A 21,331-nucleotide genomic window follows, 5' to 3' on the forward strand; every position below is an offset into this window, starting at 1 on the left:
GTCGGCCGTTTCACTACAAAGCGAGATGTCTCCCGGTAGTCGGGGGGCGGGACGAAAAGGCGGCTCTCAAGACGCCGCCTTGCAAGACTGAGGAAGTGCAATGGCAACCGGTACCGTGAAGTGGTTCAACGACGCGAAGGGCTTCGGCTTCATCACCCAGGACGGGGGCGGTGAGGACGTGTTCTGTCACCACACGGCCATCAACATGGATGGCTTCCGCACCCTGGCCGAGGGCCAGAAGGTGGAGTTCGAAGTCACGCGCGGCCCCAAGGGCCTGCAGGCGCAGAACGTCCGCGCGGCGTAACGCGCCCGTCAGCCACTCCTTTCGGACTGGCAGATGAAAGAAGCCCGGCCCCCTCGCAGGGACCGGGCTTCTTGCTTTCCAGCGGTGTGCGCCGCGGGGACTACAGGTTGCGCTTGAAGTGGTCCATGACACGCTCCCACTGGCGCTCGGTGACGACGGGGTCCGGCACCATGTGCGTCAGGCCGCTCAGCGGGAGGAGGTCGTGCGGCTTGCCGGCGCGGAAGAGCGCGTCGGACAGCTTCAGCGTGTGGAAGAAGTACACGTTGTCATCCGCGGTGCCGTGGATGAGCAGCAGCTTGCCGATGGGCTTGTCCAGCTTCGCGTAGGTGAGCAGCGAGCTCTTCTCGTACGCCTCGGGGTGCTCCTGGGGCACGCCGAGGTAGCGCTCGGTGTAGTGCGTGTCGTAGTCGAGCCAGTCCACCACCGGGGCGCCAGCCACCGCGGCCTTGAAGACGTCCGGGCGCTTGAGGACGGCCAGGGCGGACATGTAGCCGCCGAAGCTCCAGCCTTCGATGCCCACGCGGTTGATGTCGATTTCCGGCACCTCCTTGGCGAGCTCCTGGATGGCGGCGGCCTGGTCTTCAATCGTGACGCCGGCGAAGTCGTACTTCACCTCGCGCTCCCACTTCGCGCCGCGCAGCGGGGTGCCGCGCCCGTCGAACTTCACGACGATGAAGCCCTGGTCCGCCATCCACTGGGCCATGAGATGGGCCGCCATGTTCTGGTACACGACGGTGGTGGTGGGGCCGCCGTACACCTCGACGATGACGGGCAGCTTCTGGCCCTTCTTGAAGTTGCGCGGGCGGGTGATGGAGGCCCAGAACTTCTTCGGGCCCACCTGGCGCACCTCGAAGTTGGGGACGAAGGGCGGCTCCTCGGCGATTTCAGGCAGGTCGCCCACGCGGGTGCCATCCGCGCGCAGGACGGTGGACTTCGACATCGTCTTCGCGCCGGAGGCATTGAGCACCACCAGGCCGCCATTCTTGGAGACGGTGCCGCCCTCGGTGCCAGGGCCGTTGGCGCCGCTGGACACCTTCTCCGGGGCGCCGCCGTCCTTCACGCGCCACAGGTAGACCTCGGTGGGGTTGGGGCCGCCGTTGAAGTAGAGCGTGCGGTCCTTCTGGACGAAGCGCGCCAGCATGCGGAAGCCCGCGTCCGGCTTCACCACGCTCTTCTCCAGCGAGCCGTCCGCCTTGCGCAGCTCCACCTCGGGGCCGCCGTTGCGCTCGGTGTACCAGAGGAAGCCGCTGCCATCCTCGAGCCACAGCGGGAAGTCCTGGTCCAGGTTCACCCAGGCTTCGTCCTTCTCCGTCAGCAGCTCGCGCGTCTTGCCCGTGGCCGGGTCCACCGCGAGGAGCTGCTCCTCCGTCTGGTTGCGGTTCTGCACCAGGATGGTGAGCGGGCCGCCCTTGGGCCACGTGACGGTGGCGAGGTACGGGTACTTCGCCACGTCCCAGCTCACCCACGCCGTCTTGCCGCCGGACGCGGACGTGACGCCCAGGCGCACCTTGGCGTTGGCCTTGCCGGGGCGCGGGTACGGGAAGTCCTCGCCGCCGCGCTCGGGGTGCATGACGTCGACGATGGTGAGCTTCTCCACCTCGGAGGTGTCGGACTCGGTGTAGGCGATGGACTTCGCGTCCGGGCTCCACCAGTAGCCGGAGAAGCGGCTCATCTCCTCCTGGGCGACGAACTCGGCGAGGCCGTGCGTCTTCGTCTCGGTACCGCCAGTGGTGACGCGCTGCTCTTTGTTGCCGGCGATGTCGATGCGGTAGACGTCGTGCTCGCGCACGTAGGCCACCTGCTTGCCGTCCGGAGAGAACTTCGGGTCCAGCGTGCCCGCGCCCGTCTTGAGCTCCGTCACCTTGCCGGTGGCGCGCTCCACCACGTAGAGGCGACCGGACAGGGGTACCAGCAGGCGGGTGCCGTCCTCGGAGATTTGATAGCCGGTGAAGCCACGGGCGCTGACGCGCATGCGCTCACGGCGGGCCTTCTCCTCGGGGGTGAGCGTCTCCTCGGCGCCCTTGAGGATGGCCTCGGGGGTGAGGAGCTCCTTCGCCTGGCCGGACTCCACGTCGAACGCGTAGAGCATCTGCACGTTGGAGGTGGGGGAGGTGCGCAGGAAGAGGACGGACTTCTCGTCCGGGGCGATTTTCACGCCCACGGGCCGGCCGCTCATGAAGCGGCGCGTCTCCGAGTACTGGCGCAGGAACGGGTCAGGCTTGCGCTGGGGCTGGGACATGACGGGTAGGGGCTTCTGCTCCTGGGCGAAAGCGGGGGTGCTCGCGAGGAAGAGCGCTGCGGTGAGGACCTGGCGCATGCGTAGTCGAATACCCGCGGGGGGCGGGTCTCCTTTCATGGAAAGGTGCGGGGAAGCCTACACTCGGCCGCCACGCGGCCCGCACAAACGCCTGCCGGGCGGGAGGATTCCCGAGGTCATGGAGACAGAAGACGACGCCCTGCGGCACCTGCGGCTGGCCGGCGTCATCCGGCTGGGACTGGGTGGCGGGCGCGGGCCGAACGATGCGTACGTCTTCGACCCGCACCGGCTCGCCCTGCCCTCGTGGGCCTTCGCGCTGGGCGAGTCCGGGCCGCCCGCGCTGCTGGTGACACTGGACAGGCACCTGGACACGGTGGTGCCGAGGCGGCCGGAGGCGGTGCCGGACCGCTCGGCGGGCGTGAGGGCGCTGGACGAGCACGCGCGGTACGCGCTGGATGTGCGCAACTACGACCACCTGCTCGCGGCGATGGAGGCGGGGCTGGTGGGGGATGCGCTGCTGGTGGCGCGGGCGAGGCCTCGCGGGGCCTTCGTGGGGGACTCGTACGTGGACACGCGGGGCCGAGCGCACCGGCTCGTCGTCGTGCCCACGGTGGACCGCGCGGCGGAGGCGTGGAACCACCCGGCTCCTGGCGACCTGGTGCGCGAGGTGCTGGAGGGCGCGGAGCAGGTGCTGCTGGACGTGGACCTGGACTGCTTCACGTCGCTGAGCGATGCGGACCCGACCACGGTGCTGCCGTGGCCGAAGGCCGTCATCCGCGAGTTCCTGCTGCCCGAGGGCTCGGAGCCGTTCTGGGACGCGGTGCTGAAGAAGACGGTGGCGCTCACGCTGGCGCGCGAGCCGCATCACTGCGGTGGATTGCTCGCATCGGGGGAGTTGTTCCGCGACGTGGCGGAGGTGCTGTTCCGCGAGCTGCTGCGCACCGAGCCGCCGTGACGCGCGTCTACAGCGGCGAGTCCAGGAAGCCGGGCCTCAAGTCGGTGAGCTGACCACCGGCGATGGAGAAGCGGCTGCCCACGGGCGGGTTCGTGTCGTTGAGCACGTAGCCGAAGTCGAAGCGGAACGGCATCACGTTGAACTGGGGGAACAGCAGCCGCGCGCCCACGCCCACCGTGTGCACCATGTGCGGCTTGTCGTTGAACGCGCTGCCCGAGTCGAAGAACAGCACCCCGCCCAGGTGCACCGTGCGCACGACGAGCGGCGCGGTGCGGTACTCCACGTTGAACAGCAGCAGCCGCTTGCCGGAGTACGCGTCCACGCGCGCGCCTCTCAGCCCGTTGCCACCGCCGAGCAGCGTCACCCGGTCGAACAGGTCGTCGATATTCACATCCAGGAGCCCGCGCGCCACGAAGCGCCCGCCGAGCACCTTGGGCGAGGCCTGCCACAGCTCCGCCGCCCAGCGCCGGTTGTTCCACTCCGCGCCCTCGCCGAGCTGCCGGCGGATGGCCGCCGCGGCGGAGGCGGTGGTGAGCGCGTCGCCCAGCCGGAAGCGGTAGCGCGCCGCCACGCCGAGCTCCGCGTAGTGCGACTCGGTGCCGAAGACGGGCGGCGCATAGCGCACCGTCAGGGACGCCGAGTGCCCCATCTGGAAGTCCTCGGAGAGCGCGTACGAGTCCACGTCGCGCAGCACCTCGTAGCGGGCCTCGAAGGCGCGGAGGGACAGTGACGCGTAGCCGGCGTCCTCGGCGCGCGGCAGGTAGTTGCGGCGGAACCAGTCGAGCTGCGCGTCGCTCAGCATGGACGCGGCCGGCGGGTCATAGGCGTAGTGGTACGCGCCCAGCGTGCCGCCCACGTTCCACTTGTAGCGCGTGCCGTACGAGCGCGTGTACGAGACTCCGCCGGCCACCTCCTCCGTCTCGTAGACGTAGGGCACCGCGGGCCCGTCGGGGAACGGCAGCTGCCAGATGTCCGCGCCGCGGTACACGCGGTTGGTCTCCACGTTCCACGCCACGGACGCGCTGGTGCTCCACGGCGTGGACAGCGAGTACAGCGGCCGGCTCACGGAGAGACTTCCACGCGAGCCCTCGGCCCGGCCGCTCTCACGGCCGATGATGATGGCGGCGGACTCGGCGAGGGACCAGCGGCTGCCGAACAAGCGCGGGTCCGTGTAGCTCTGCCCGAGGCTGAGCGTGTCCAGCCGCAGCGTGAAGTCCACCGCCAGCTTCTTCCCGCGCCCGAAAAGGTTCTGCTCCGTGCCCTGCAGGCGCAGGTACTGGAGCAGCGAGCCCACCGCGGAGAAGTCGCTGTTGAGCCGCAGCGACCACAGGTCCTTCGTGACGACGAGCAGCGACACCGTACCGGGCGCGCGCCCCTTCACCGGGACGATGCGCGCCACGGAGAACAGACGCAGCGAGCGCAGGTTGCGCGTCGTCTCCTCGACGAGCGCCGAGGAGTAGCGCTGGCCGGGCTGAATCAGCGCCTCGCGGCGGACCACCTCCTCGCGGGTGCGCACGTGGAAGATGTTGAGGAAGCCGGGGTATGGGTCCGTCTCCGCGACGACCTCCTCGGTGGAGACGAGGATTTCTTCGAGCACCCTGCCCTCGGGCTCGGGCTCCAGCTCGCGGCCCTGCTGCTTCAACGTCGCGGCGACGAGGGCCTCCTCGTAGTTCGCCTTCTGTGCCTCCGCGTCCTCCAGCGAGGCGGCGCCCGGAGGCACCGCCGGGGGCTCGGTGCCCTCCTCCTCCACGAAAGCGGCGCGAGCCGGCGACGGCGCGGTCGCACCGGAAGTCGCAGGCGGCTCTCGCGTCGGCGCGGGCTCGGAAGGCGCGGTCGCATCCGGCGTCCGCGGAGAGACCACGGCAAGTGGCGCGACGAGGAGGGCGAGCAGCGGAAGGGGCACGCGCGCATCCTGGCATGAGCCACGCTCATCGCCAGTGGCAACGTCGGGCGCGCGGCCCTGTCATGACGCGGGTACCCGATGGACCGGCCGGGCGGACATGGCGCGCCACGAGACGCGACAGGCCTCATGTCGACACCACGCCGCAGCCCGCCACTCTCCCTTGCGCAACTCCGGAAGCCTCTCGCCGCGCGCCCCTGACGTCACGCCGCGGCCCGCAAATCTCCCTTGCGCAGCTCCGGCAGCTTCTCGCCGCGCGCCACCGCGGAGACAATCCGCGCCAGCTGCGCCACCCCGTCCGACAACGCGGCCGGCCCCGGCTGGAGGATGAAGGTGCTCTTTACCTCGTAGAGCTGGTCCTCCACCACCGCCGGCACCTCCGCCCAGCCCGGGCGCGCGACAATCTTCTCCCGCTTCGCCTTGCGTCCGCACCAGCTCGCGATGACCGCGTCCGGCTTGCGCCGCGCCACCTCCTCCGGCTCGAAGATGCGGCCCTTCGCGCCGTGCGACGCGCGCGACTCGCGGCACACGTCCTCGCCACCCACCAACTCCACCAGCTCGGACACCCAGCGGATGCCGGAGATGAGCGGCTCGTGCCACTCCTCGAAGAAGACGCGCGGCCGGCGCGGCAACCGGTCCGCCGCCTCCGCGTGACGCTCCAGGTTCGCCGTCAGCTCGTCCGCGAGCCGCGCCGCGTCCTCCGCCCGGCCCACCAGCGCGCCCGTCAGCCGCACCGCCTGCAATATCTCCGCGACCGAGCGCTGGTTGAACAGGTACACGGGCACGCCGCGCTTGCACAGCTCGCGGCCGAGGTCCGCCTGCAAGTCCGAGAACCCCAGCACCAGGTCCGGCTTCAGGTCGAGGATGCGCTCGAAGTTCGCATCCAGGAACGACGACACGCGCGGCTTCCTGCGCGCCTCCGGCGGCCGCACCGTGAAGCCGGACACGCCCACCACCAGGTCTCCAGCGCCAATGCGGTAGAGCACCTCCGTCGTTTCCTCCGTCATGCACACCACCCGTCGGGGATATGGCGGCGCGGAGGAGAGCAGCTCGGACAGTCGCGCATTCATCCGCGGCACCCTAACGCGCCCACCCCGCGGCGTCCGTGCACAAGCAGGCAGACAACCGGGCCCGCGTCCCACCCCGCGTCACCCGGAGTGCAGGCCCGGAAACGTGTCAGATGCACGACGTTGCACCGCTCGCGCCGGAATCTCGGCCTTTGCCGCACTGCGCCAACCCGGCAGGTCGCTTGGGCACTGGAGGTTTGCAGTGCTAGCATCGCGGGGCATGTTCGACCGGAGCGTCGCATGCCTTCCCGGTCGCCGGGGGCAGACATGATCGAAAGCAACGCCCCAACGAACGGCGCGCCCCCCGAGATGGAGGACCCGCTGCTGGGCAGGGTCCTGAACGAGCGCTTCCGCATCCTGGAGACCCTCGGTGCCGGCGGCATGGGCCGCGTCTACAAGGCCGTGCAGGCGCCGTTGGACCGCCTGGTCGCCCTCAAGGTCCTCAACCCGCAGTACGGCGAGGGCAAGGACCCGGGCTTCCAGAAGCGCTTCTTCCTGGAGGCCAGCGTCACCGCGAAGCTGCGCCATCCGAACACCGTCACCGTCATCGACTACGGCAAGACGGACGACGGCATCTATTACATCGCGATGGAGTACCTGGACGGGCTCACGCTCAGCCAGCTCATCACGCAGGTGGGCCCGCTGCCGTGGGCGCGCGCGCTCAACATCACGCAGCAGGTGGCGCGCTCGCTGCGCGAGGCCCACAAGGTCGGCCTCATCCACCGCGACCTGAAGCCCGCCAACGTCATGGTCCTCAACCAGGAGACGGACCACGACGTGGTGAAGGTGCTGGACTTCGGCCTCGTGAAGTCCTTCATCGGCGACGCGGGCCCTGTTCCACAGGACACGTCGCTCACCCAGGCCGGCATCATCCTCGGCTCGCCGCAGTACATGGCGCCGGAGCAGGCGCGCAACGTCGCCGACCCGCGCAGCGACGTGTACAGCATGGGCGTGGTGCTCTATCAGATGCTGATGGGCCGCCCGCCCTTCCTCGCGTCGCAGAGCATCGACGTCATCGTCAAGCACATCAACGAGCCGCCTCCCGCCTTCGGCGCCATCTGGCCCAGCCACGGCGTGCCCGCCGAAGTGGAAGCACTGGTGATGAAGTGCCTCGCCAAGGTGCCGGCGGAGCGCTACCAGTCAATGGACGAGGTGCTGGAGGCCATGCGCCGCCTGGCCTCCAGCGTCGGCGTCAGCGGTGTCTTCAGCGGCCCGCGCCTGACGAGCACCGGCAGCGGCCCCATCAGCGGCCCCTTCTCCGCCACCGGCTCCGGCCCCAGCACCATGGCGCTGGACATCTCCGTGGAGGAGGAGGCGACAAAGCCCAACCGCAAGCCGCTGTTCATCGGCCTGTTCGCGGGCTCGCTGGTGCTGGGCCTCGGCGTGGCCGCGTTCCTCGCGACACGCCCCTCCATGCCCCAGCCGCTCCCCCTGTCCGCCACGGCGCAGATGCCCGCGCAGGAAGCCCCCGCCGCGCGCCCCACGGCGGCCGCCGCGGCGCCCTCGGTGCTGGGCGCCGAGGACGAGGAGCTGGCGCTGGCCGAGCTCAGCCCCGTCAAGCCGGTCCGGTTCCTGATCGCCAGCGAGCCCAGCGGCGCGCGCGTGACGTACCGGGGCCAGGACGTGGGCGAGACGCCGCTGAACCTCGAGGTGACACCGGAGGCAGGTGGCAAGGCCAGCGCGGAGCTGACCTTCAGCCTCGCGGGCTACCAGTCCGTGAAGGTGACCGCCGAGGGTGAAGCCCCCGAGGCGCGCTTCCTCCAGAAGCTCCAGCCCAAGAAGAAGGCGGCCACGAAGCCCGGCAAGGCTTCCGGCTCGTCGACCTACAAGGACAACCCGTACCAGTGAAAACCCCCTCAGCCCTGAAACGTGCGGGCTTCCTCGCGTTGTGTCTCTTCGCGGGGGAGGCCCTGGCGGACGCGCGTCTCGAAGCACGCCGCCACTTCCGCAACGGCATGAGCCTCATCGCCCAGAAGCAGTACGACGAGGGCATCGCCGAGTTGGAAGCCGCGTACGCCATCAAGCCGCACCCCAACGTCCTCTACAACATCGCCCGCGCGTACCACGACGCCGACCGGTTGAAGGAGGCGCTGGACGCGTACCAACGCTACCTCGCCAGCAACCCGCCGGACGCGTCCACGGTGACGACCACCATCGCCGTCCTCGAGCAGAAGCTGAAGGCCGAGGAGACCACCGCGTCCACGTCGCCCGAGGACAAGTCCGCGCTGCCCATGCCGCCGCCGCCCGCCAGCATCCAGGCACAGCAGCAGCTGGGCTCGCTGCTGGAGCGGCTGGAGAAGGCGATTGAGCGCGCCGAGTCCATGCCCGCCGGTGGCGCCACGCCCGCGGCCCCCGCCCCCACCACCGTGGCGGCGGGCCCGGCCACCGTCGACGCCGCCGCGTCCGCCGCCGACCAGGGCGCGGTGCCCTACGAGGAGCGCGTGGTGACGGCGAGCCGCCGTGCCCAGTCCTCGTTGGAGGCGCCCAACGCCACCACCGTCATCACCCAGGAGGACATCCGCCTGTCGGGCGCCACCAGCCTGCCGGACCTCCTGCGCCGCGTGCCCGGCGCGGACGTCATGGCGCTGGGCGTGGGCAGCGCCAACGTGTCGCTGCGCGGCTTCAACCAGCGCATCGCCAACAAGGTGCTGGTGCTGGTGGACGGCCGCACCGAGTACCAGGACTTCCTCGGCCTGACGCTCTGGTCCTCCATTCCCATCGGCCTGGAGGAAATCGAGCGCATCGAGGTGATTCGCGGCCCGGGCAGCGCGCTGTACGGCGCCAACGCCATGCTGGGCGTCATCAACATCATCACCCAGGCCCCGGGCACCGGCCCGCGCGCGCGCTTCTCCGTCACCGGCGGCACCGGCAACACGGTGAATGGCTCGTTCCTCAGCCACGGCAAGTCGGGCGCGCTGAGCTACCGCGCCTCGGTGGCGTACTCGCAGGCGGACAAGTGGAGCCGCGACTTCGCCAGCAACCGGCCGGACATGGAGCTGAAGGACCCGGACCCGGACATCGGTCTGCGCGGCGCGCGCGGCACGCTGTCCGCCGTCTACACCTTCGCGGACGACCGCAAGGTGGGCCTGTCCGGCGGCGTGCACCGCTACACCACGGAAATCTATCCGCTGGGCCTCTTGCGCAACTACTTCATGGACGGCGTCAACGCGTACGCCAAGGGCGACGTGGAGCTGGGGCCGCTCAAGCTGAAGACCTTCTGGAACCACATCTCCGGTGACGCGGGGCCGCAGTACGAAGCCATCGGCCAGCGCTCGCTGGGCACGAGCCTCAGCTCCAACCTCTTCAACGCGGAATTGCTCTTCGCGCGCGCCTTCCACCTGGGCGGCGAGCACCAGCTCAACGTGGGCGTGGAGGGCCGCCTCAAGCGCGTGGCGTGGAACTACCTCGGCCCGCTGCGTGAAGAGGTCCACGCCGCCGCCTTCGTGCAGGACGAGTGGCGGCTGGTGGAGCCCCTGCGGCTCGTCGCCAGCTACCGCGTGGACCGGCACCCGCTGCTGGACAACGGCACGCCGGGCCTGGCGCACTCGCCGCGCGTGTCCGCGCTGTTCATCCCCTTCGAGGGCCAGGCCTTCCGCGCCAGCGCGGCCTCCGCCTTCCGCGAGCCGACGTTCCTCGAGTCGTACACGCGCATCCCCGTGCCCGTGCCGGGCGTCAACGGCGCCAGCGCGCTCACCACCGGCAGCACCACCCTGCGCGCCGAGCGCCTCACCGCCTTCGAGCTGGGGTGGCGCGGCGAGGCCGCGGAGCTGGGCCTGGACTGGGACGTGGCCCTCTACCAGAACACGGTGAGGGACCTCATCGGCCTGTCCGCGGTGCAGCGGCTGCCGGCCGGTGATTCGTACGACGCGGAGACGGGCTCATACCTGCTCGGCCGCTCGTTCTTCCAGAACGAGGACGCCGTCTACACCGCGCGCGGCCTGGAGGTGGGCGCCAACATGGCCCCGGTGGACGGCCTCGGCCTCAAGGCGAGCATCGCCTTCCAGAACGTCTCCTCGGACCGCGAGGAGGAAGAAGAGTGCGGCCCGTGCAGCCAGGCGCCGGCGCTCAAGCTGTACGCGGGCGTCACCTACCGTACCAAGGCGGACCTGGAGTTCGGCCTGGACGCGTCCTTCACCTCGTCCACCACGTGGATTGAGCGCGAGCCCGCCGCGGCGGACCCCACCAGCATCGAGTTCCTCTCCAACCCCCTGAAGGCCTATGCCGTGGTCAACGCGCGCGTGGGCTACGAGGCCGTGAAGGACACGGTGGACGTGGCGCTGGTGGGCAGCAACATGACCGGCGCGCACTCCCAGCATCCCTTCGGCAATCGAATCGAGCGGCGCGTCTACGCGACGCTGACGGTGACTCCATGAGCCGCCCCACCCCGTCCTGGACGAAGGCCCTCGGGGGCCTCGTCCTCACCTCCGTCATCGGCCTCGGCTGCGAGGCCCCGCCCGTGGTCCCCACCGCGGACTTCCGGCAGAACACCCACACCGCCCGCATCGAGGGCAGCCTGGTGGTGAATTCGCGCGCGAGGGGCAACGCCATCGTGTTCCTCTACGACGCGGAGCGGCCTCCGCCGCCGCAGGGCACGGGCCGCCCCATCGCCTTCACCGTCGTCCCCGCGGAGCAGCTCTTCGGCCCCGCGCTGGGCGGCAACCTGCCCGGCCCCTTCACCGCGCCCTTCACCTTCAGCCTCGTGCCGAAGGGGCGCTACATGCTGCGCGGCTTCATCGACGCTGACACCTGCGGCGCCACCACGACGCAGCCGTGCCACCGCCCGGACTTCAACCCCTGGTACGGCGTCACCAGCGAGCCCAACGAGGGCGACGTGGGCGGCGCGGCGGTGGACCCCTCCACCGGCCAGCCCCTCACGCTGGAAGTCACGGAGAACGCGGACGGAGAGCCCCAGCCGCTCGCGGGCGTCTCGGTGAGCTTCTCCGACACGGCCCGCGTGCCCCTGGACCGGCCTGCCTTCCAGGTGGCGCAGGGCGACGGGCTGATGGGCTCCACCCAGAAGGTGCTGCGGCTGCGTCCCTTGGTGGTGCAGGGCGGCGCGGTGGACCAGCGCCCGCCCGGCTTCATGGTCAGCTACGTGGACGCCAACAGGGACGGCGTGCCCGACGACGCCAACAAGGACGGCGTGCCGGACCTCTGGCCGCGCGTGGTGGTGCGCAAGCTGTCGAACAAGGTGCCCGCCGGCCTCGTGGAGGACAACGACCTGGACCGCAACGGCGTGTTGGACGTGGACGGCGAGGACTACCCCCACGCCGACGGCACCCAGGACGGCAGGCCGGACCTGGTGGTGCTCGCCGCGGGCCTGGTTCCGGATGGACCCATCGCCGCCCTCACGGATGAGCAGGGCAACCCGCGCATGACGCCCGCCGTGATTCCGGAATTGCAGGTGGTGGTGCGGCCGCAGGCGCTCGACGCTAGCAATCCCTCGGCGCCTGCTCCCCTCAGGGACCTGCCCAAGGGGCGCTACACGCTCGTGCTGATCCAATCCACCGGCCAGACGTGGCGTGTCCCCAACGAACTGGACCCCAACATCGCCCCTGGCGTAGGACTCCCCTCCGACCCGACACAGGCCTTCATCGTGGAAGTCCCGTGAGCGCCTCCGCTTTGACTTCGGCCTGTCCTTCCGTCAACATGACAAAGTTTCCAGGGGAACAGCCCCACCTGAGGTTGATGATCCGATGAAGGCCGGAACCCTCCCCTCTCCTGAGCCCGTACCGAACCGCTCCACGACGGAGAAGGCCGGACCTCTCGGGGCGCGCCCTGCCGCGGGCGCCGCGCCGCAGCGGGTCCTCCTCGTGGACGACAGCCGCTCCATCCGGACGCTGCTGAAAATCTACCTGATGGCCCGCAACTTCGAGTTCCTGGAGGCGGAGTCCGCCGAAGAGGGACTGAAGGTGGCGGAGTCGGGTCCGGTGGACCTCATCCTCACCGACTTCCACATGGACGGAATGAACGGCGCGGACTTCGCGGCGCAGATTCGCGCGAGCCCGAACCCGAAGCTGTCCAAGGTCCCCATCCTGATGATGACGGGCGACCCGAACGTGGCGGAGGTCCGCGCGCTCGGTCAGAAGGCCGGTATCAGCGCCTTCGTCCGCAAGCCGGTGAGCTGCGCGCAGCTCATGACGCTGGTGGACACCATCCTCCCGCTGCCGCGCAAGTAGGCACCGAGGGAGTCGCAGCAACGACGCCGGGCTTCCGGACCGCTCAGGCGGGACGGGCCCGGCGTTCGCTTTTCGAGTCGCGAGCCCGGCGCTTGCGCAGGGCCTCCGCGCCGCGAATCGCGAACAGCAGCGCCAGCACGGCGGCGTAGATGAACGGCTCGGTGACGTCCTTCTTCACGCGCCACACGAAATGCACCACGCCCAGCACCGCGGCCACATAGGCCAGCCGGTGCAGCTTCTGCCAGCGCGGGAAGCCGAGCCGGCGCACCCACGCATTCGTGGACGTCACGGCCAGCGGCACCAGCAGCACCAGCGCGGTGAAGCCCACGGTGATGAAGGGCCGCTTGCCGATGTCCTCGAGAATCGCGCCGGGCTTCAGCCCCTGGTCCAGCACCGCGTACACGAGGAAGTGCGAGGCCGCGTACGTGAAGGCCAGCAGGCCCAGCGTGCGGCGGATGCGCGCGGGCCACGTCCAGTTGAAGACGAGCCGCAGCGGCGTGCACGCCAGCGACGCCACCAGCAGCACCAGCGCGAAGAGCCCCGTCTGGTTGAGCACTGCCTCCACCGCGTTGGGGCCCAGGTCCCCACGAGGGCCCTGCACGGCCATCATCGCCAGCGGAGCGAGGCCGCCCACGGCGAGGGCGGGGTTGAGCCAGGGAAACGGACGCGAAGCCATGACAGTCGCTCAGTAGAACTTCCGCAGGTCCATGCCCGCGTAGAGGTGCGCCACCTGCTCCGCATAGCCGTTGAAGGGCAGCGTGGGACGGCGCTCGAAGCCCTCGCCGATGCGCCGCTCCGTGGCCTGGCTCCAGCGCGGGTGGTCCACGGCGGGATTCACGTTGGCGTAGAAGCCGTACTCGTCCGGCCCGGCGAGGTTCCACGTGGTGGGAGGCATCTCCCGCGTCAGGGAGATTCGGACGATGGACTTGATGCCCTTGAAGCCGTACTTCCACGGCACCACCAGCCGCAGCGGCGCGCCGTTCTGGTTGGGCAACTGCCGCCCGTAGAGCCCCGTGGCCATCAGCGTCAGCGGATGCATCGCCTCGTCCAGGCGCAGGCCTTCCACATAGGGCCAGTCCAGCGTGCCACGCCGCTGGCCGGGCATCTGCTCCGCGTCATGCAGGGTGGTGAAGGCCACGTACTTCGCGTTGCCCGTGGGCTCCACGCGCTCGAGCAACCCGCCCAGCGGGAAGCCCAGCCACGGAATCACCATGGACCAGGCCTCCACGCAGCGCATGCGGTAGACGCGCTCCTCCAGCGGGAACCAGGACGTGAGCTGGTCGATGTCCACCGTCTGGGGTTTGTGCACCTCGCCATCAATCACCACGGTCCACGGCCGGGGCTTGAGCGTGTGCGCGAGGCGGGCCGGGTCGTTCTTGTCGAGGCCGAACTCGTAGAAGTTGTTGTACGTGGTGACGTCCTCGTACGGCGTGCGAGGCTCGTCGGTGTCGTACGGCCCCTTCCCCTTCGCCACCGGCGCAGTCACGAGGCCCGCGTCCGGGACGTAGGCGTCCATGAAGCGCGTCTGCTTGCGGCCCAGCAGGTACAGGCCTCCGGCGACGGCGGCGGCGGTGCCCGCGAAGAGGCCGGCGTTCTTCAGGAACTCGCGGCGGCGCAGGTAGTGCGACTCGGGCGTGATTTCGGAGCTGGGAGGCTCGGCGGGCGGCTTGTCGCTCATGGCCCTTGTTATACGGCCCAACCCGTCCGGCGGTTACCGGGAGACGCCCTCCTGCTCCCGCAGCAGTCCGGCCAGCCGGGCCGCCTCCCGGGCGCGGACGTCCCGCATCCGCCACAGCCGCCACCAGGGCGTGCCGGGCGACTCGTGGTGCTCCCAGTGGTAGCCGAAGAAGTAGCAGGACAGCATGGCCCACAGGTGGTTGCGCGGCTGGGTGCGCGCGTGGTGGGGCGCCATGTCCGGCGTCTCCGGGCGCCGGTGCGGCAGGTACGTGCCGAAGTAGAAGAGCTGCAGCGTGCCCAGGAGCGCCGGCACCACCCAGAAGCCGAAGATGCGCGGCTGGGACACGCCCAGGAAGACGAACACGTTGAACTTGGCCGCCATGACGCCCAGCTGCGGCAGCGTGGTGTAGCGGACCATGAACGTCGCCAGCCACGGCCAGAAGGCCTGGGTGCGCGTGGAGAAGTCCGGGTCGTCGTCACCCGTCGGCTGCGCGTGGTGCGCGCGGTGATTCACCACGAGCCGGCGGTACGACAGCCCCGCGAAGAGGAAGCAGGCGACCGTGCCTGCGACTTCGTTCACCCACCGGTGCCGGGACACGGTGCCATGCATGGCGTCATGGCCGGTGATGAACAGGCCCGTGCACAGCCAGGCCTGCAGGGCGACGTGCAGCCAGGTGAGCGGGGCATCCCAGGGCAGCCCGGGCGCGGCGAAGAGGTAGACGAGGTGCCCGCCCCACGCGGCGAGGATGCACAACGCGAGGACGACGCCCCAGGGGTCGGGCGGTGCCGGTCGGGGCTGGCGGGCCGGAGTCTCCATCTCTCCTGCTAACTGGCCATGCCCCGCCCGCCGCGCATGGAAAAGCGCCGCGCGGCGGACGGGACGACGGCCGGTGGCTACTTCCGCACGGCGGTATCGGACGTGGAGCCAGCGGACTCGCGCGCCAGCTCCTCGGCGGTGACGTAGCGCGGCTCGATGTCCACCGGCACGTCCTTGAGCCTCTCCAGCACCTTCTGCACGGGCGGGCGCACCACGCCCATCTTCGCGAGCAGCAGCTCCGCGGCCTTGCGGTCACCCCGGCCCTGAATCTCCATGAGCTGCTTCGTCAGCGAGGTGACGGACTGGCGAATCTTCTCCGGCACCACCGCGAAGGTGCCGTCCGCGTTCACCTTCACCGCGCCGGTGTCGAGGAAGTGATTGAGCTGGAGGGCGATGCCCTTGCCGTGCGCCTCGTCCACGCCGAAGCGGATGGAGCGGAACGCGGAGGCGAGGAACGTCGTGTACATGGTGCGCTCGAGCTGCTTGTCGATGACGCCCTTGTCCACGAGCTGCTGCAGCGCCCACAGGCCGGAGATGTCCGCCTTGGCCTCCTCCAGTGCGCTGGACGCCACCTGGAGCGCCTGGCGCACCGTGGTCTGCTTCCCCTCCACGGTGATGTTGTGCGGGCCCAGGCCGTGCATCAGCTCGTGCATGAGGATGTGCGTGAAGAAGGCGTCGAAGGACACGTCCTGCTGGTCCTTCGCGGTGAGCGCCACCTTGGCGATGGGGACGAGCACGCGCTCGAACTTGGCCTCCTGGATGTTCTTCAGCATGACGCGCTTGGAGCCCATCTTCTCCGTCACGCGCTCGTCGTTGGGGAGGTTGTAGGCGGCCGTCTGCACGCCGCGGTTGGCGTCACCGGAGGAGAAGAGGCTGTTGACGACGCGGATGGGCGCGAGCGCGCCGAGCTTCGGGTTGCGCATCTTCGCGTCGATGGGCAGCTCGTTCTCCAGCGCCTGGAGCTGGCCGCTGAACTTCGCCAGCTTCTGCGTCTCCGCCTCGTCGCGCAGGCCGAGGAAGGACTCGAAGGCGGCCTTGTAGTTGAACCAGTTGTCCTCGTAGACCTCGTAGGGCCCGATGGTGGGCTCGACGGTGGCGTCGAGCTGCATCCACGCCACCTCGCTGGCGTAGTAGTCGTTGGACAGGAAGGCGTCCGCGCGGGCGTTGAGGAAGGCCTTGAGCGTGGGCTGCTTCGTGAGCGCGGCGGCCTCGCGCAGCAGCGTGGCGGCCTGGGTCAGCTCGCCCTGGTACTCGACGCTGTACGGGACGGTGATGAACTTGCCGTCCGTGCCGCGGCGGATGGTGGTGTAGAAGCCAGTGGCCTCCTTCTGCTGCGCCTCGGGGAGGGACTTCACCCACGCTTCCACTTCGGCCTTGGTGGCACCGGCCGGGTAGAAGTTGGCGGCGTCCGGCTTGGGCGGCACGCCGGGGAGGAAGGGGCGCGCCTCATCGAGGCTGCTCCACGGTCCCTTGTCGAGGAGGAACGCGTGCAGGCGCGCGCGGCCCAGCGGCGTGTCGTCGTGCTGCAGGTCCAGCAGGAGCGTCACGTTGCCGGCCCAGCGCTGGTGCAGGAAGAGGGCATCGACAATCTTCGACGCCTGGACGAGCTTGCCGAGGGCGCGCTTCTCGGAGTCGGGCAGGGCCTTGAGGTCCACCTTGAGCTCGACGGGGGCGAAGCGCGCCGTCATGCGCTGCAGCTCGGTGGCATCCGGGACGCGCGCGGGAGTCTTCTCCGCGGCGGAGGCAGCGCCCGACAGCAGCGCCGCGCCGACGAGGGACAGGAGGGTACGGTTCATGGCCCCCTTCCCTACTCCAACGCGGCGGCGCCCGACAGCACGCCGTGTGGCGAGTGGTGGCTGCGTGGCAGGGGTATTGCTGATGCACGGTGTCACCTCCATCCAACGCATGTCAGAGGTAGCACGTAGACTCCTCTACCTCATGGGTTGTATAGAGGAGGTGGTGGCGTGGGCGTCGAGGAGGAGTACGCAAGGAGGGTGCAGGGGATGGGACAGGTCGAGCTGCTCGCGTTCTGGGAACGGGTGAAGCTGCGCGAGAGAATCGAGGGCTGGGCCCCTGGCAGAGCCTTCGAGTTCCTGTTGCTGCGGGCATTCCAGCTCGAAGGTGCACGAGTCGTATGGCCCTACGCGAGCACCCTCGAATAGATGGGGGCATCTACGTGGATGGACTCGCCTGTCTCGTGGAGGCGAAGGACCATGCCGAGCCCATCGGCTTCGATGCCATCGCCAGACTCGCCCTGCGGATGCAGCGCCGCCCGCCGCCCGCGGTGGGATTGCTGTTCAGCACCAGTGGCTTCACGTGGCCCGCGTTGAAGGCCTTGACGGCGCACCCGATTCGAAACGTGCTGCTCTGGAATGACACGGACATCGCCCTGGCCCTGAGCCACGGCATGCGCTCGGCCCTGCGACGCAAGTGGCGCGCCGCCGTCGAGGCTGGCGTCCTGGACCATCCCTTCATCAGGAGGACTTTCAATGAAGCCCTACGTCGTGACGTCCAGCGACGCCGCCGCGGTCGTGCTGGGCAGGCTGTTGGGTCCCGAGCTCGAGCAAAGCGTCGAGCTGATTGCCGGGCGTGACTGGGTCCACGCCGTGAGCCGTGCTCGCGCCCTCTCCTATGGAGGTTCCATCGTGGCCCTGGTACTGGGCCCGCGTGGGAAGCGAGGCGCCGACGCGCGTGAATGGGACAGGGCGTATGCCTATTCGCTCATGAACCCGGACGGAGAACGCATGGGCCTGCCCATGAGAGTGATTCTGCTGAAGTCTTCTCCGGAAGGGCTCCTCTTCCAGGAGCCGTCCCTCCTCCGGCAGCTCGCCGGTCGCGAGCCCACCCCGGAGCACCTCGAATGGGCACGCACGTCTCCGCGCCGGGCCCTGGCGGCCCTGCTGGGTGTGAAGCCCTCCGGACTCACCCAGGCGCTCCGCTCCAGACTGGAGGGTGTGGACCTGAGGCCTCTCACCTCACTGCCTCCAATTCGAAGGCTTCAGAAATTCATTCACGCGCAAATACAACGCTCCGAGCGGCGGCAGGAGCGGGAGGGGATTTCCGCGAGTGAACCGCGATGACGAAACGCGGCGCGACGAACGTCGGAATGGGCTGACAACATGCGCGGGCCCTGGATGACCCAGGCACCTGGTGCCCGGCCCCCCGAGCCGGGCTCGCGAGGAACCCCCGACATGACAAAGACAACCACCGCATCCGCTCCCCGCTGGCGTGCCCTGCTCGCCGTGCTCGCCACGCTCGCCCTGGGCTTCACCTCCGCGCCCGCCTTCGCCGCGGACGAGGTCCGCCTGCTGAAGGCCTTCAGCGCCGTGAGCAGCCACTACGGCCAGGTCTGGCAGGACGTCAGCTATACGCTCGTCGTGAAGAACCTCGCGTACGAGAAGTTCGTCTACATCCAGCAGAAGCAGCCCGACGGCTCCTGGGTGCTGCTCCCCGCGTCCTACGTGGGCCCCGCCAACAACGGCTTCGAGCTCTGGAAGGTGACGCAGCAGTACCAGAGCTGGGGCACCGAGCCGCAGCCCACGCGTGATTTGGAGTTCGTCGCGCGCTTCGTCGTGGGCGGCACCTCCTACTGGGACAACAACGGCGGCGCCAACTACCACCTCGGCCGGAATGACGGGCCTCTGCTCAATGGCACCCACGTCCTCGTGGACGCCAGCTACTGGCGCGACAACGGCGACCTCGACGTCAGCATCGACGTGAAGAACCTCGCGTACACGAAGAGCGTCACGGTGGTCTACACCACGGACAACTGGGCCACCTCGCACGAGGCCGCCGCCTCGTACGTCAACGGCTACACCTACGCGTACGCCTACATCCAGAGTCCCAACGCGCAGAACGTGGAGCGCTGGCAGGCCCACGTCCCGGCCATCTCCGGCAGCGCGCTCCAGTTCTACGTCCGCTATCAGGTGAACGGGCAGACGTACTGGGACAGCAACTTCGGGTACAACTACCCGCACATCCACGCCACCCCGTAGCCCTGGGTGGGAGGAGCCCCGGGGGCGTCCGCCGGTACGGCCGGTGGACAGGCCTCCGGGCTCCAGCCCTCGACAGGTCCATTTCCATGGTTATGGGGGAAGCGACGCTCGCGCTCCATGGGGGCGCTGGAGGCCTTTCTACATGACTGTCGAGAACTCCCCCCGGCGGGAAACCCACGCCTTCCAGGCGGAAATCAACCAGCTCCTCAGCCTGGTCATCAACTCGCTCTACAGCCACAAGGAGATCTTCCTCCGTGAGCTGGTGTCGAACGCGTCCGACGCGCTCGACAAGCTGCGCTTCCGCTCCATCACCGAGCCCGAGCTGCTCGCCGATGACGCGGCGCTGGAGCTGCGCATCATCCCGGACGCCGACAAGGGCACCCTCACGATTGAGGACACCGGCATCGGCATGACGCATGACGAGCTGGTGAAGAACCTGGGCACCATCGCCCACTCCGGCTCGCGCGAGTTCCTGGAGTCCCTGGCGCAGCGCGGCCAGAAGGACGTGCAGCTCATCGGCCAGTTCGGCGTGGGCTTCTACAGCGCCTACCTCGTCGCGGACCACGTGGAGGTGGTCAGCCGCGCTCCCGGCAAGGACCTGCCGGCGTGGAAGTGGGCGTCGGACGCGAAGGGCTCCTTCACGGTGGAGCCCGCCGAGCGCGCCACGCGCGGCACCGCCATCACCCTCCACCTCAAGCCGGAGCAGAAGGAGTTCCTGGAGGAGTACCGGCTGCGCACGCTGATTACGCAGTACTCGGACTACGTGGGTCACCCCATCAAGCTCCAGGTGAAGAAGGCCACCGGGACGGGGGACGACGCGAAGACGGAGACCGCGCTGGAGGTGGTCAACAAGGCCAGCGCCCTGTGGCAGCGCTCCAAGTCCGAAATCACGGATGAGCAGTACCAGGAGTTCTACAAGCACCTGACGCACGACTGGGAGCCGCCGCTGGCGTGGACGCACTTCCGCACGGACGGCAACCAGCAGTTCACCGGCCTGCTCTTCGTGCCCAAGCACCCGCCGTTCGACTTGAACGCGCAGCAGCAGCGCGGCGTGCGCCTCTTCGTGAAGCGCGTCTTCATCATGGACCGCTGCGAGGAGCTGGTGCCGCAGTGGCTGCGCTTCGTGCGCGGCGTCATCGACTCGGATGACCTGCCGCTGAACGTGTCGCGCGAGCTGCTCCAGGACTCGCAGGTGGTGCGCGCCATCCGCAAGCACGTGGTGAAGAAGTCGCTGGAGCTGCTGGAGAAGCTGGCCAAGGACAAGCCGGAGGACTACCGCGAGTTCTGGAAGTCCTTCGGCACGGTGCTGAAGGAGGGGCTGGCCACCGAGGCCGAGAACAAGGACAAGATTGGCGGCCTGCTGCGCTACGAGAGCTCGCGCGAGGAGGGGCACACCTCGCTGGCGGACTACGTGTCGCGGATGAAGGAGGGCCAGGAGGCCATCTATTACATCTACGGCGAGTCCCGGCAGGCGGTGGCGGACAGCCCGCACCTGGAGGCGCTGAAGCAGCGCGGCTACGAGGTGCTGTACATGACGGACCCGGTGGACGAGTGGGCCGCGCAGGGCCTGCGCGAGTTCCAGGGCAAGCCGCTCGTGTCCGCGCTCACGTCGGACCTGAAGCTCCAGGCCACGGACGAGCAGAAGAAGGAGCAGGAGCAGCGCGCGGAGGGGCTGAAGTCGCTCACCGCGAAGATGAAGGACGTGCTCAACGACTCCGTGCGCGAGGTGCGCGTGTCGGACCGGCTCACGGACTCGCCGGTGTGCCTCGTGGTGCCCGAGGGCGGCTCGCCCGCGTACCTGGAGCGGCTGCTCCAGCAGCGCGGCAAGGGCATGGGCATGCCTCGCGTGAAGCGCATCATGGAGGTGAACCCCAACCACCCCGTGATTGCGCACCTCAAGGCCGTGCACGAGCGGCAGCCGGACGCGGCACAGGTGACGGAGTGGATTGAGCTGCTGCACGACCAGGCGCTGCTCACCGAGGGCAGCACCATCTCCGACCCGAACCGCTTCGCGCGGCGGATGACGGGGCTGCTCACGCAGGTGGCCGCGCAGGCCGCGCAGTCGCCCCTGAGCGGGACCGCGGCCGTGGCGCAGACGCCGGTGCAGGAGGCCGCGCAGCCGGCCGCGACTCCACCGACCGCGAGCTGATTGCGGTGTGAAAGGAAGGGGCCGCGGACGC

17 protein-coding genes are annotated in these 21,331 nt (G+C 69.4%); 10 read left to right on the forward strand and 7 right to left on the reverse strand.

Annotated features, from left to right (window positions below; all coding sequences use genetic code 11):
- The first annotated feature begins 100 nt into the window (after positions 1–100).
- Positions 101–304, forward strand: coding sequence for a cold-shock protein (locus ACVTJA_RS42345; RefSeq protein WP_141332297.1), 204 nt, complete (start codon positions 101–103; stop codon positions 302–304).
- Between the two features lie 100 nt (positions 305–404).
- Here the strand turns inward: ACVTJA_RS42345 and ACVTJA_RS42350 are convergent, their stop codons facing one another.
- Positions 405–2,621 carry a DPP IV N-terminal domain-containing protein gene (locus ACVTJA_RS42350; protein ID WP_465829210.1) on the reverse strand — a complete coding sequence of 739 codons (2,217 nt, stop codon included), beginning with the start codon at positions 2,619–2,621 and terminating at the stop codon, positions 405–407.
- Positions 2,622–2,739: 118 nt separating this feature from the next.
- Between ACVTJA_RS42350 and ACVTJA_RS42355 the strand changes: the two genes are divergently transcribed.
- The gene (locus tag ACVTJA_RS42355) at positions 2,740–3,516 is read left to right on the forward strand and encodes a hypothetical protein (RefSeq protein ID WP_465829211.1); all 777 of its coding nucleotides are present in this window, start codon (positions 2,740–2,742) and stop codon (positions 3,514–3,516) included.
- Between the two features lie 7 nt (positions 3,517–3,523).
- On the opposite strand, the gene ACVTJA_RS42360 is transcribed toward ACVTJA_RS42355, so the two are convergent.
- Together ACVTJA_RS42360 and ACVTJA_RS42365 are read right to left on the reverse strand one after the other, a co-directional pair.
- On the reverse strand, positions 3,524–5,419 hold the full coding sequence (locus tag ACVTJA_RS42360) for a BamA/TamA family outer membrane protein (RefSeq protein WP_465829213.1): 1,896 nt from the start codon (positions 5,417–5,419) through the stop codon (positions 3,524–3,526).
- 200 nt (positions 5,420–5,619) lie between these two features.
- Positions 5,620–6,486 carry a cobalamin-binding protein gene (locus ACVTJA_RS42365; protein ID WP_465829214.1) on the reverse strand — a complete coding sequence of 289 codons (867 nt, stop codon included), beginning with the start codon at positions 6,484–6,486 and terminating at the stop codon, positions 5,620–5,622.
- A gap of 264 nt (positions 6,487–6,750) precedes the next feature.
- Between ACVTJA_RS42365 and ACVTJA_RS42370 the strand changes: the two genes are divergently transcribed.
- The 4 genes from ACVTJA_RS42370 to ACVTJA_RS42385 all read left to right on the forward strand — a co-directional run bounded on the left by ACVTJA_RS42370 (position 6,751) and on the right by ACVTJA_RS42385 (position 12,662).
- Complete coding sequence (locus ACVTJA_RS42370; protein ID WP_465829216.1) at positions 6,751–8,331, forward strand: serine/threonine protein kinase; 1,581 nt, start codon at positions 6,751–6,753, stop codon at positions 8,329–8,331.
- Positions 8,328–10,856 carry a TonB-dependent receptor domain-containing protein gene (locus tag ACVTJA_RS42375; RefSeq protein WP_465829218.1) on the forward strand — a complete coding sequence of 843 codons (2,529 nt, stop codon included), beginning with the start codon at positions 8,328–8,330 and terminating at the stop codon, positions 10,854–10,856. The genes ACVTJA_RS42370 and ACVTJA_RS42375 overlap by 4 nt, the downstream gene beginning before the upstream one ends.
- Positions 10,853–12,094, forward strand: coding sequence for a hypothetical protein (locus tag ACVTJA_RS42380; RefSeq protein WP_465829219.1), 1,242 nt, complete (start codon positions 10,853–10,855; stop codon positions 12,092–12,094). Before ACVTJA_RS42375 ends, ACVTJA_RS42380 begins: the two co-directional genes overlap by 4 nt.
- 85 nt (positions 12,095–12,179) lie before the next feature.
- Positions 12,180–12,662 carry a response regulator gene (locus ACVTJA_RS42385; protein WP_465829220.1) on the forward strand — a complete coding sequence of 161 codons (483 nt, stop codon included), beginning with the start codon at positions 12,180–12,182 and terminating at the stop codon, positions 12,660–12,662.
- A 43-nt stretch (positions 12,663–12,705) separates the two neighbouring features.
- Here ACVTJA_RS42385 and ACVTJA_RS42390 read toward each other — a convergent pair whose 3' ends face one another.
- The 4 genes from ACVTJA_RS42390 to ACVTJA_RS42405 all read right to left on the reverse strand — a co-directional run bounded on the left by ACVTJA_RS42390 (position 12,706) and on the right by ACVTJA_RS42405 (position 16,952).
- The gene (locus tag ACVTJA_RS42390; RefSeq protein ID WP_465829221.1) at positions 12,706–13,338 is read right to left on the reverse strand and encodes a protein-methionine-sulfoxide reductase heme-binding subunit MsrQ; all 633 of its coding nucleotides are present in this window, start codon (positions 13,336–13,338) and stop codon (positions 12,706–12,708) included.
- A 9-nt stretch (positions 13,339–13,347) separates the two neighbouring features.
- Positions 13,348–14,340 (reverse strand): protein-methionine-sulfoxide reductase catalytic subunit MsrP, encoded by a 993-nt coding sequence (gene msrP / locus ACVTJA_RS42395; protein WP_465829222.1) that lies wholly within the window; start codon positions 14,338–14,340, stop codon positions 13,348–13,350.
- A gap of 33 nt (positions 14,341–14,373) precedes the next feature.
- Positions 14,374–15,156, reverse strand: a complete 783-nt coding sequence (locus tag ACVTJA_RS42400; RefSeq protein WP_465829224.1) for a fatty acid desaturase — start codon at positions 15,154–15,156, stop codon at positions 14,374–14,376.
- Between the two features lie 77 nt (positions 15,157–15,233).
- Positions 15,234–16,952, reverse strand: a complete 1,719-nt coding sequence (locus ACVTJA_RS42405) for a dipeptidyl-peptidase 3 family protein (protein ID WP_465829226.1) — start codon at positions 16,950–16,952, stop codon at positions 15,234–15,236.
- A 207-nt stretch (positions 16,953–17,159) separates the two neighbouring features.
- Here ACVTJA_RS42405 and ACVTJA_RS42410 point away from each other — a divergent pair, with 207 nt between their 5' ends.
- The 4 genes from ACVTJA_RS42410 (at position 17,160) to htpG (ending at position 21,300) form a co-directional block, all read left to right on the forward strand.
- Positions 17,160–17,318 carry a hypothetical protein gene (locus tag ACVTJA_RS42410; protein ID WP_465829227.1) on the forward strand — a complete coding sequence of 53 codons (159 nt, stop codon included), beginning with the start codon at positions 17,160–17,162 and terminating at the stop codon, positions 17,316–17,318.
- 35 nt (positions 17,319–17,353) lie between these two features.
- The gene (locus ACVTJA_RS42415; protein ID WP_465829229.1) at positions 17,354–17,749 is read left to right on the forward strand and encodes a hypothetical protein; all 396 of its coding nucleotides are present in this window, start codon (positions 17,354–17,356) and stop codon (positions 17,747–17,749) included.
- A gap of 598 nt (positions 17,750–18,347) precedes the next feature.
- Positions 18,348–19,151, forward strand: coding sequence for an endonuclease (locus ACVTJA_RS42420; RefSeq protein WP_465829230.1), 804 nt, complete (start codon positions 18,348–18,350; stop codon positions 19,149–19,151).
- 142 nt (positions 19,152–19,293) lie between these two features.
- Positions 19,294–21,300 carry a molecular chaperone HtpG gene (gene htpG / locus ACVTJA_RS42425; protein ID WP_465829232.1) on the forward strand — a complete coding sequence of 669 codons (2,007 nt, stop codon included), beginning with the start codon at positions 19,294–19,296 and terminating at the stop codon, positions 21,298–21,300.
- Positions 21,301–21,331: the final 31 nt, after the last annotated feature.

Source organism: Pyxidicoccus sp. M6 (genome assembly GCF_055568925.1).

Excerpts from the sequence above, each read along its gene's own strand:
- ACVTJA_RS42410 (WP_465829227.1), top strand. The coding sequence starts at position 17,160 with ATGGGACAGGTCGAGCTGCTCGCGTTCTGGGAACGGGTGAAGCTGCGC.
- ACVTJA_RS42405 (WP_465829226.1), bottom strand. The coding sequence starts at position 16,952 with ATGAACCGTACCCTCCTGTCCCTCGTCGGCGCGGCGCTGCTGTCGGGC.
- htpG (WP_465829232.1), top strand. The coding sequence starts at position 19,294 with ATGACTGTCGAGAACTCCCCCCGGCGGGAAACCCACGCCTTCCAGGCG.
- ACVTJA_RS42380 (WP_465829219.1), top strand. The coding sequence starts at position 10,853 with ATGAGCCGCCCCACCCCGTCCTGGACGAAGGCCCTCGGGGGCCTCGTC.
- ACVTJA_RS42420 (WP_465829230.1), top strand. The coding sequence starts at position 18,348 with ATGACAAAGACAACCACCGCATCCGCTCCCCGCTGGCGTGCCCTGCTC.
- ACVTJA_RS42345 (WP_141332297.1), top strand. The coding sequence starts at position 101 with ATGGCAACCGGTACCGTGAAGTGGTTCAACGACGCGAAGGGCTTCGGC.
- msrP (WP_465829222.1), bottom strand. The coding sequence starts at position 14,340 with ATGAGCGACAAGCCGCCCGCCGAGCCTCCCAGCTCCGAAATCACGCCC.
- ACVTJA_RS42390 (WP_465829221.1), bottom strand. The coding sequence starts at position 13,338 with ATGGCTTCGCGTCCGTTTCCCTGGCTCAACCCCGCCCTCGCCGTGGGC.
- ACVTJA_RS42370 (WP_465829216.1), top strand. The coding sequence starts at position 6,751 with ATGATCGAAAGCAACGCCCCAACGAACGGCGCGCCCCCCGAGATGGAG.
- ACVTJA_RS42350 (WP_465829210.1), bottom strand. The coding sequence starts at position 2,621 with ATGCGCCAGGTCCTCACCGCAGCGCTCTTCCTCGCGAGCACCCCCGCT.
- ACVTJA_RS42355 (WP_465829211.1), top strand. The coding sequence starts at position 2,740 with ATGGAGACAGAAGACGACGCCCTGCGGCACCTGCGGCTGGCCGGCGTC.
- ACVTJA_RS42400 (WP_465829224.1), bottom strand. The coding sequence starts at position 15,156 with ATGGAGACTCCGGCCCGCCAGCCCCGACCGGCACCGCCCGACCCCTGG.
- ACVTJA_RS42385 (WP_465829220.1), top strand. The coding sequence starts at position 12,180 with ATGAAGGCCGGAACCCTCCCCTCTCCTGAGCCCGTACCGAACCGCTCC.
- ACVTJA_RS42365 (WP_465829214.1), bottom strand. The coding sequence starts at position 6,486 with ATGAATGCGCGACTGTCCGAGCTGCTCTCCTCCGCGCCGCCATATCCC.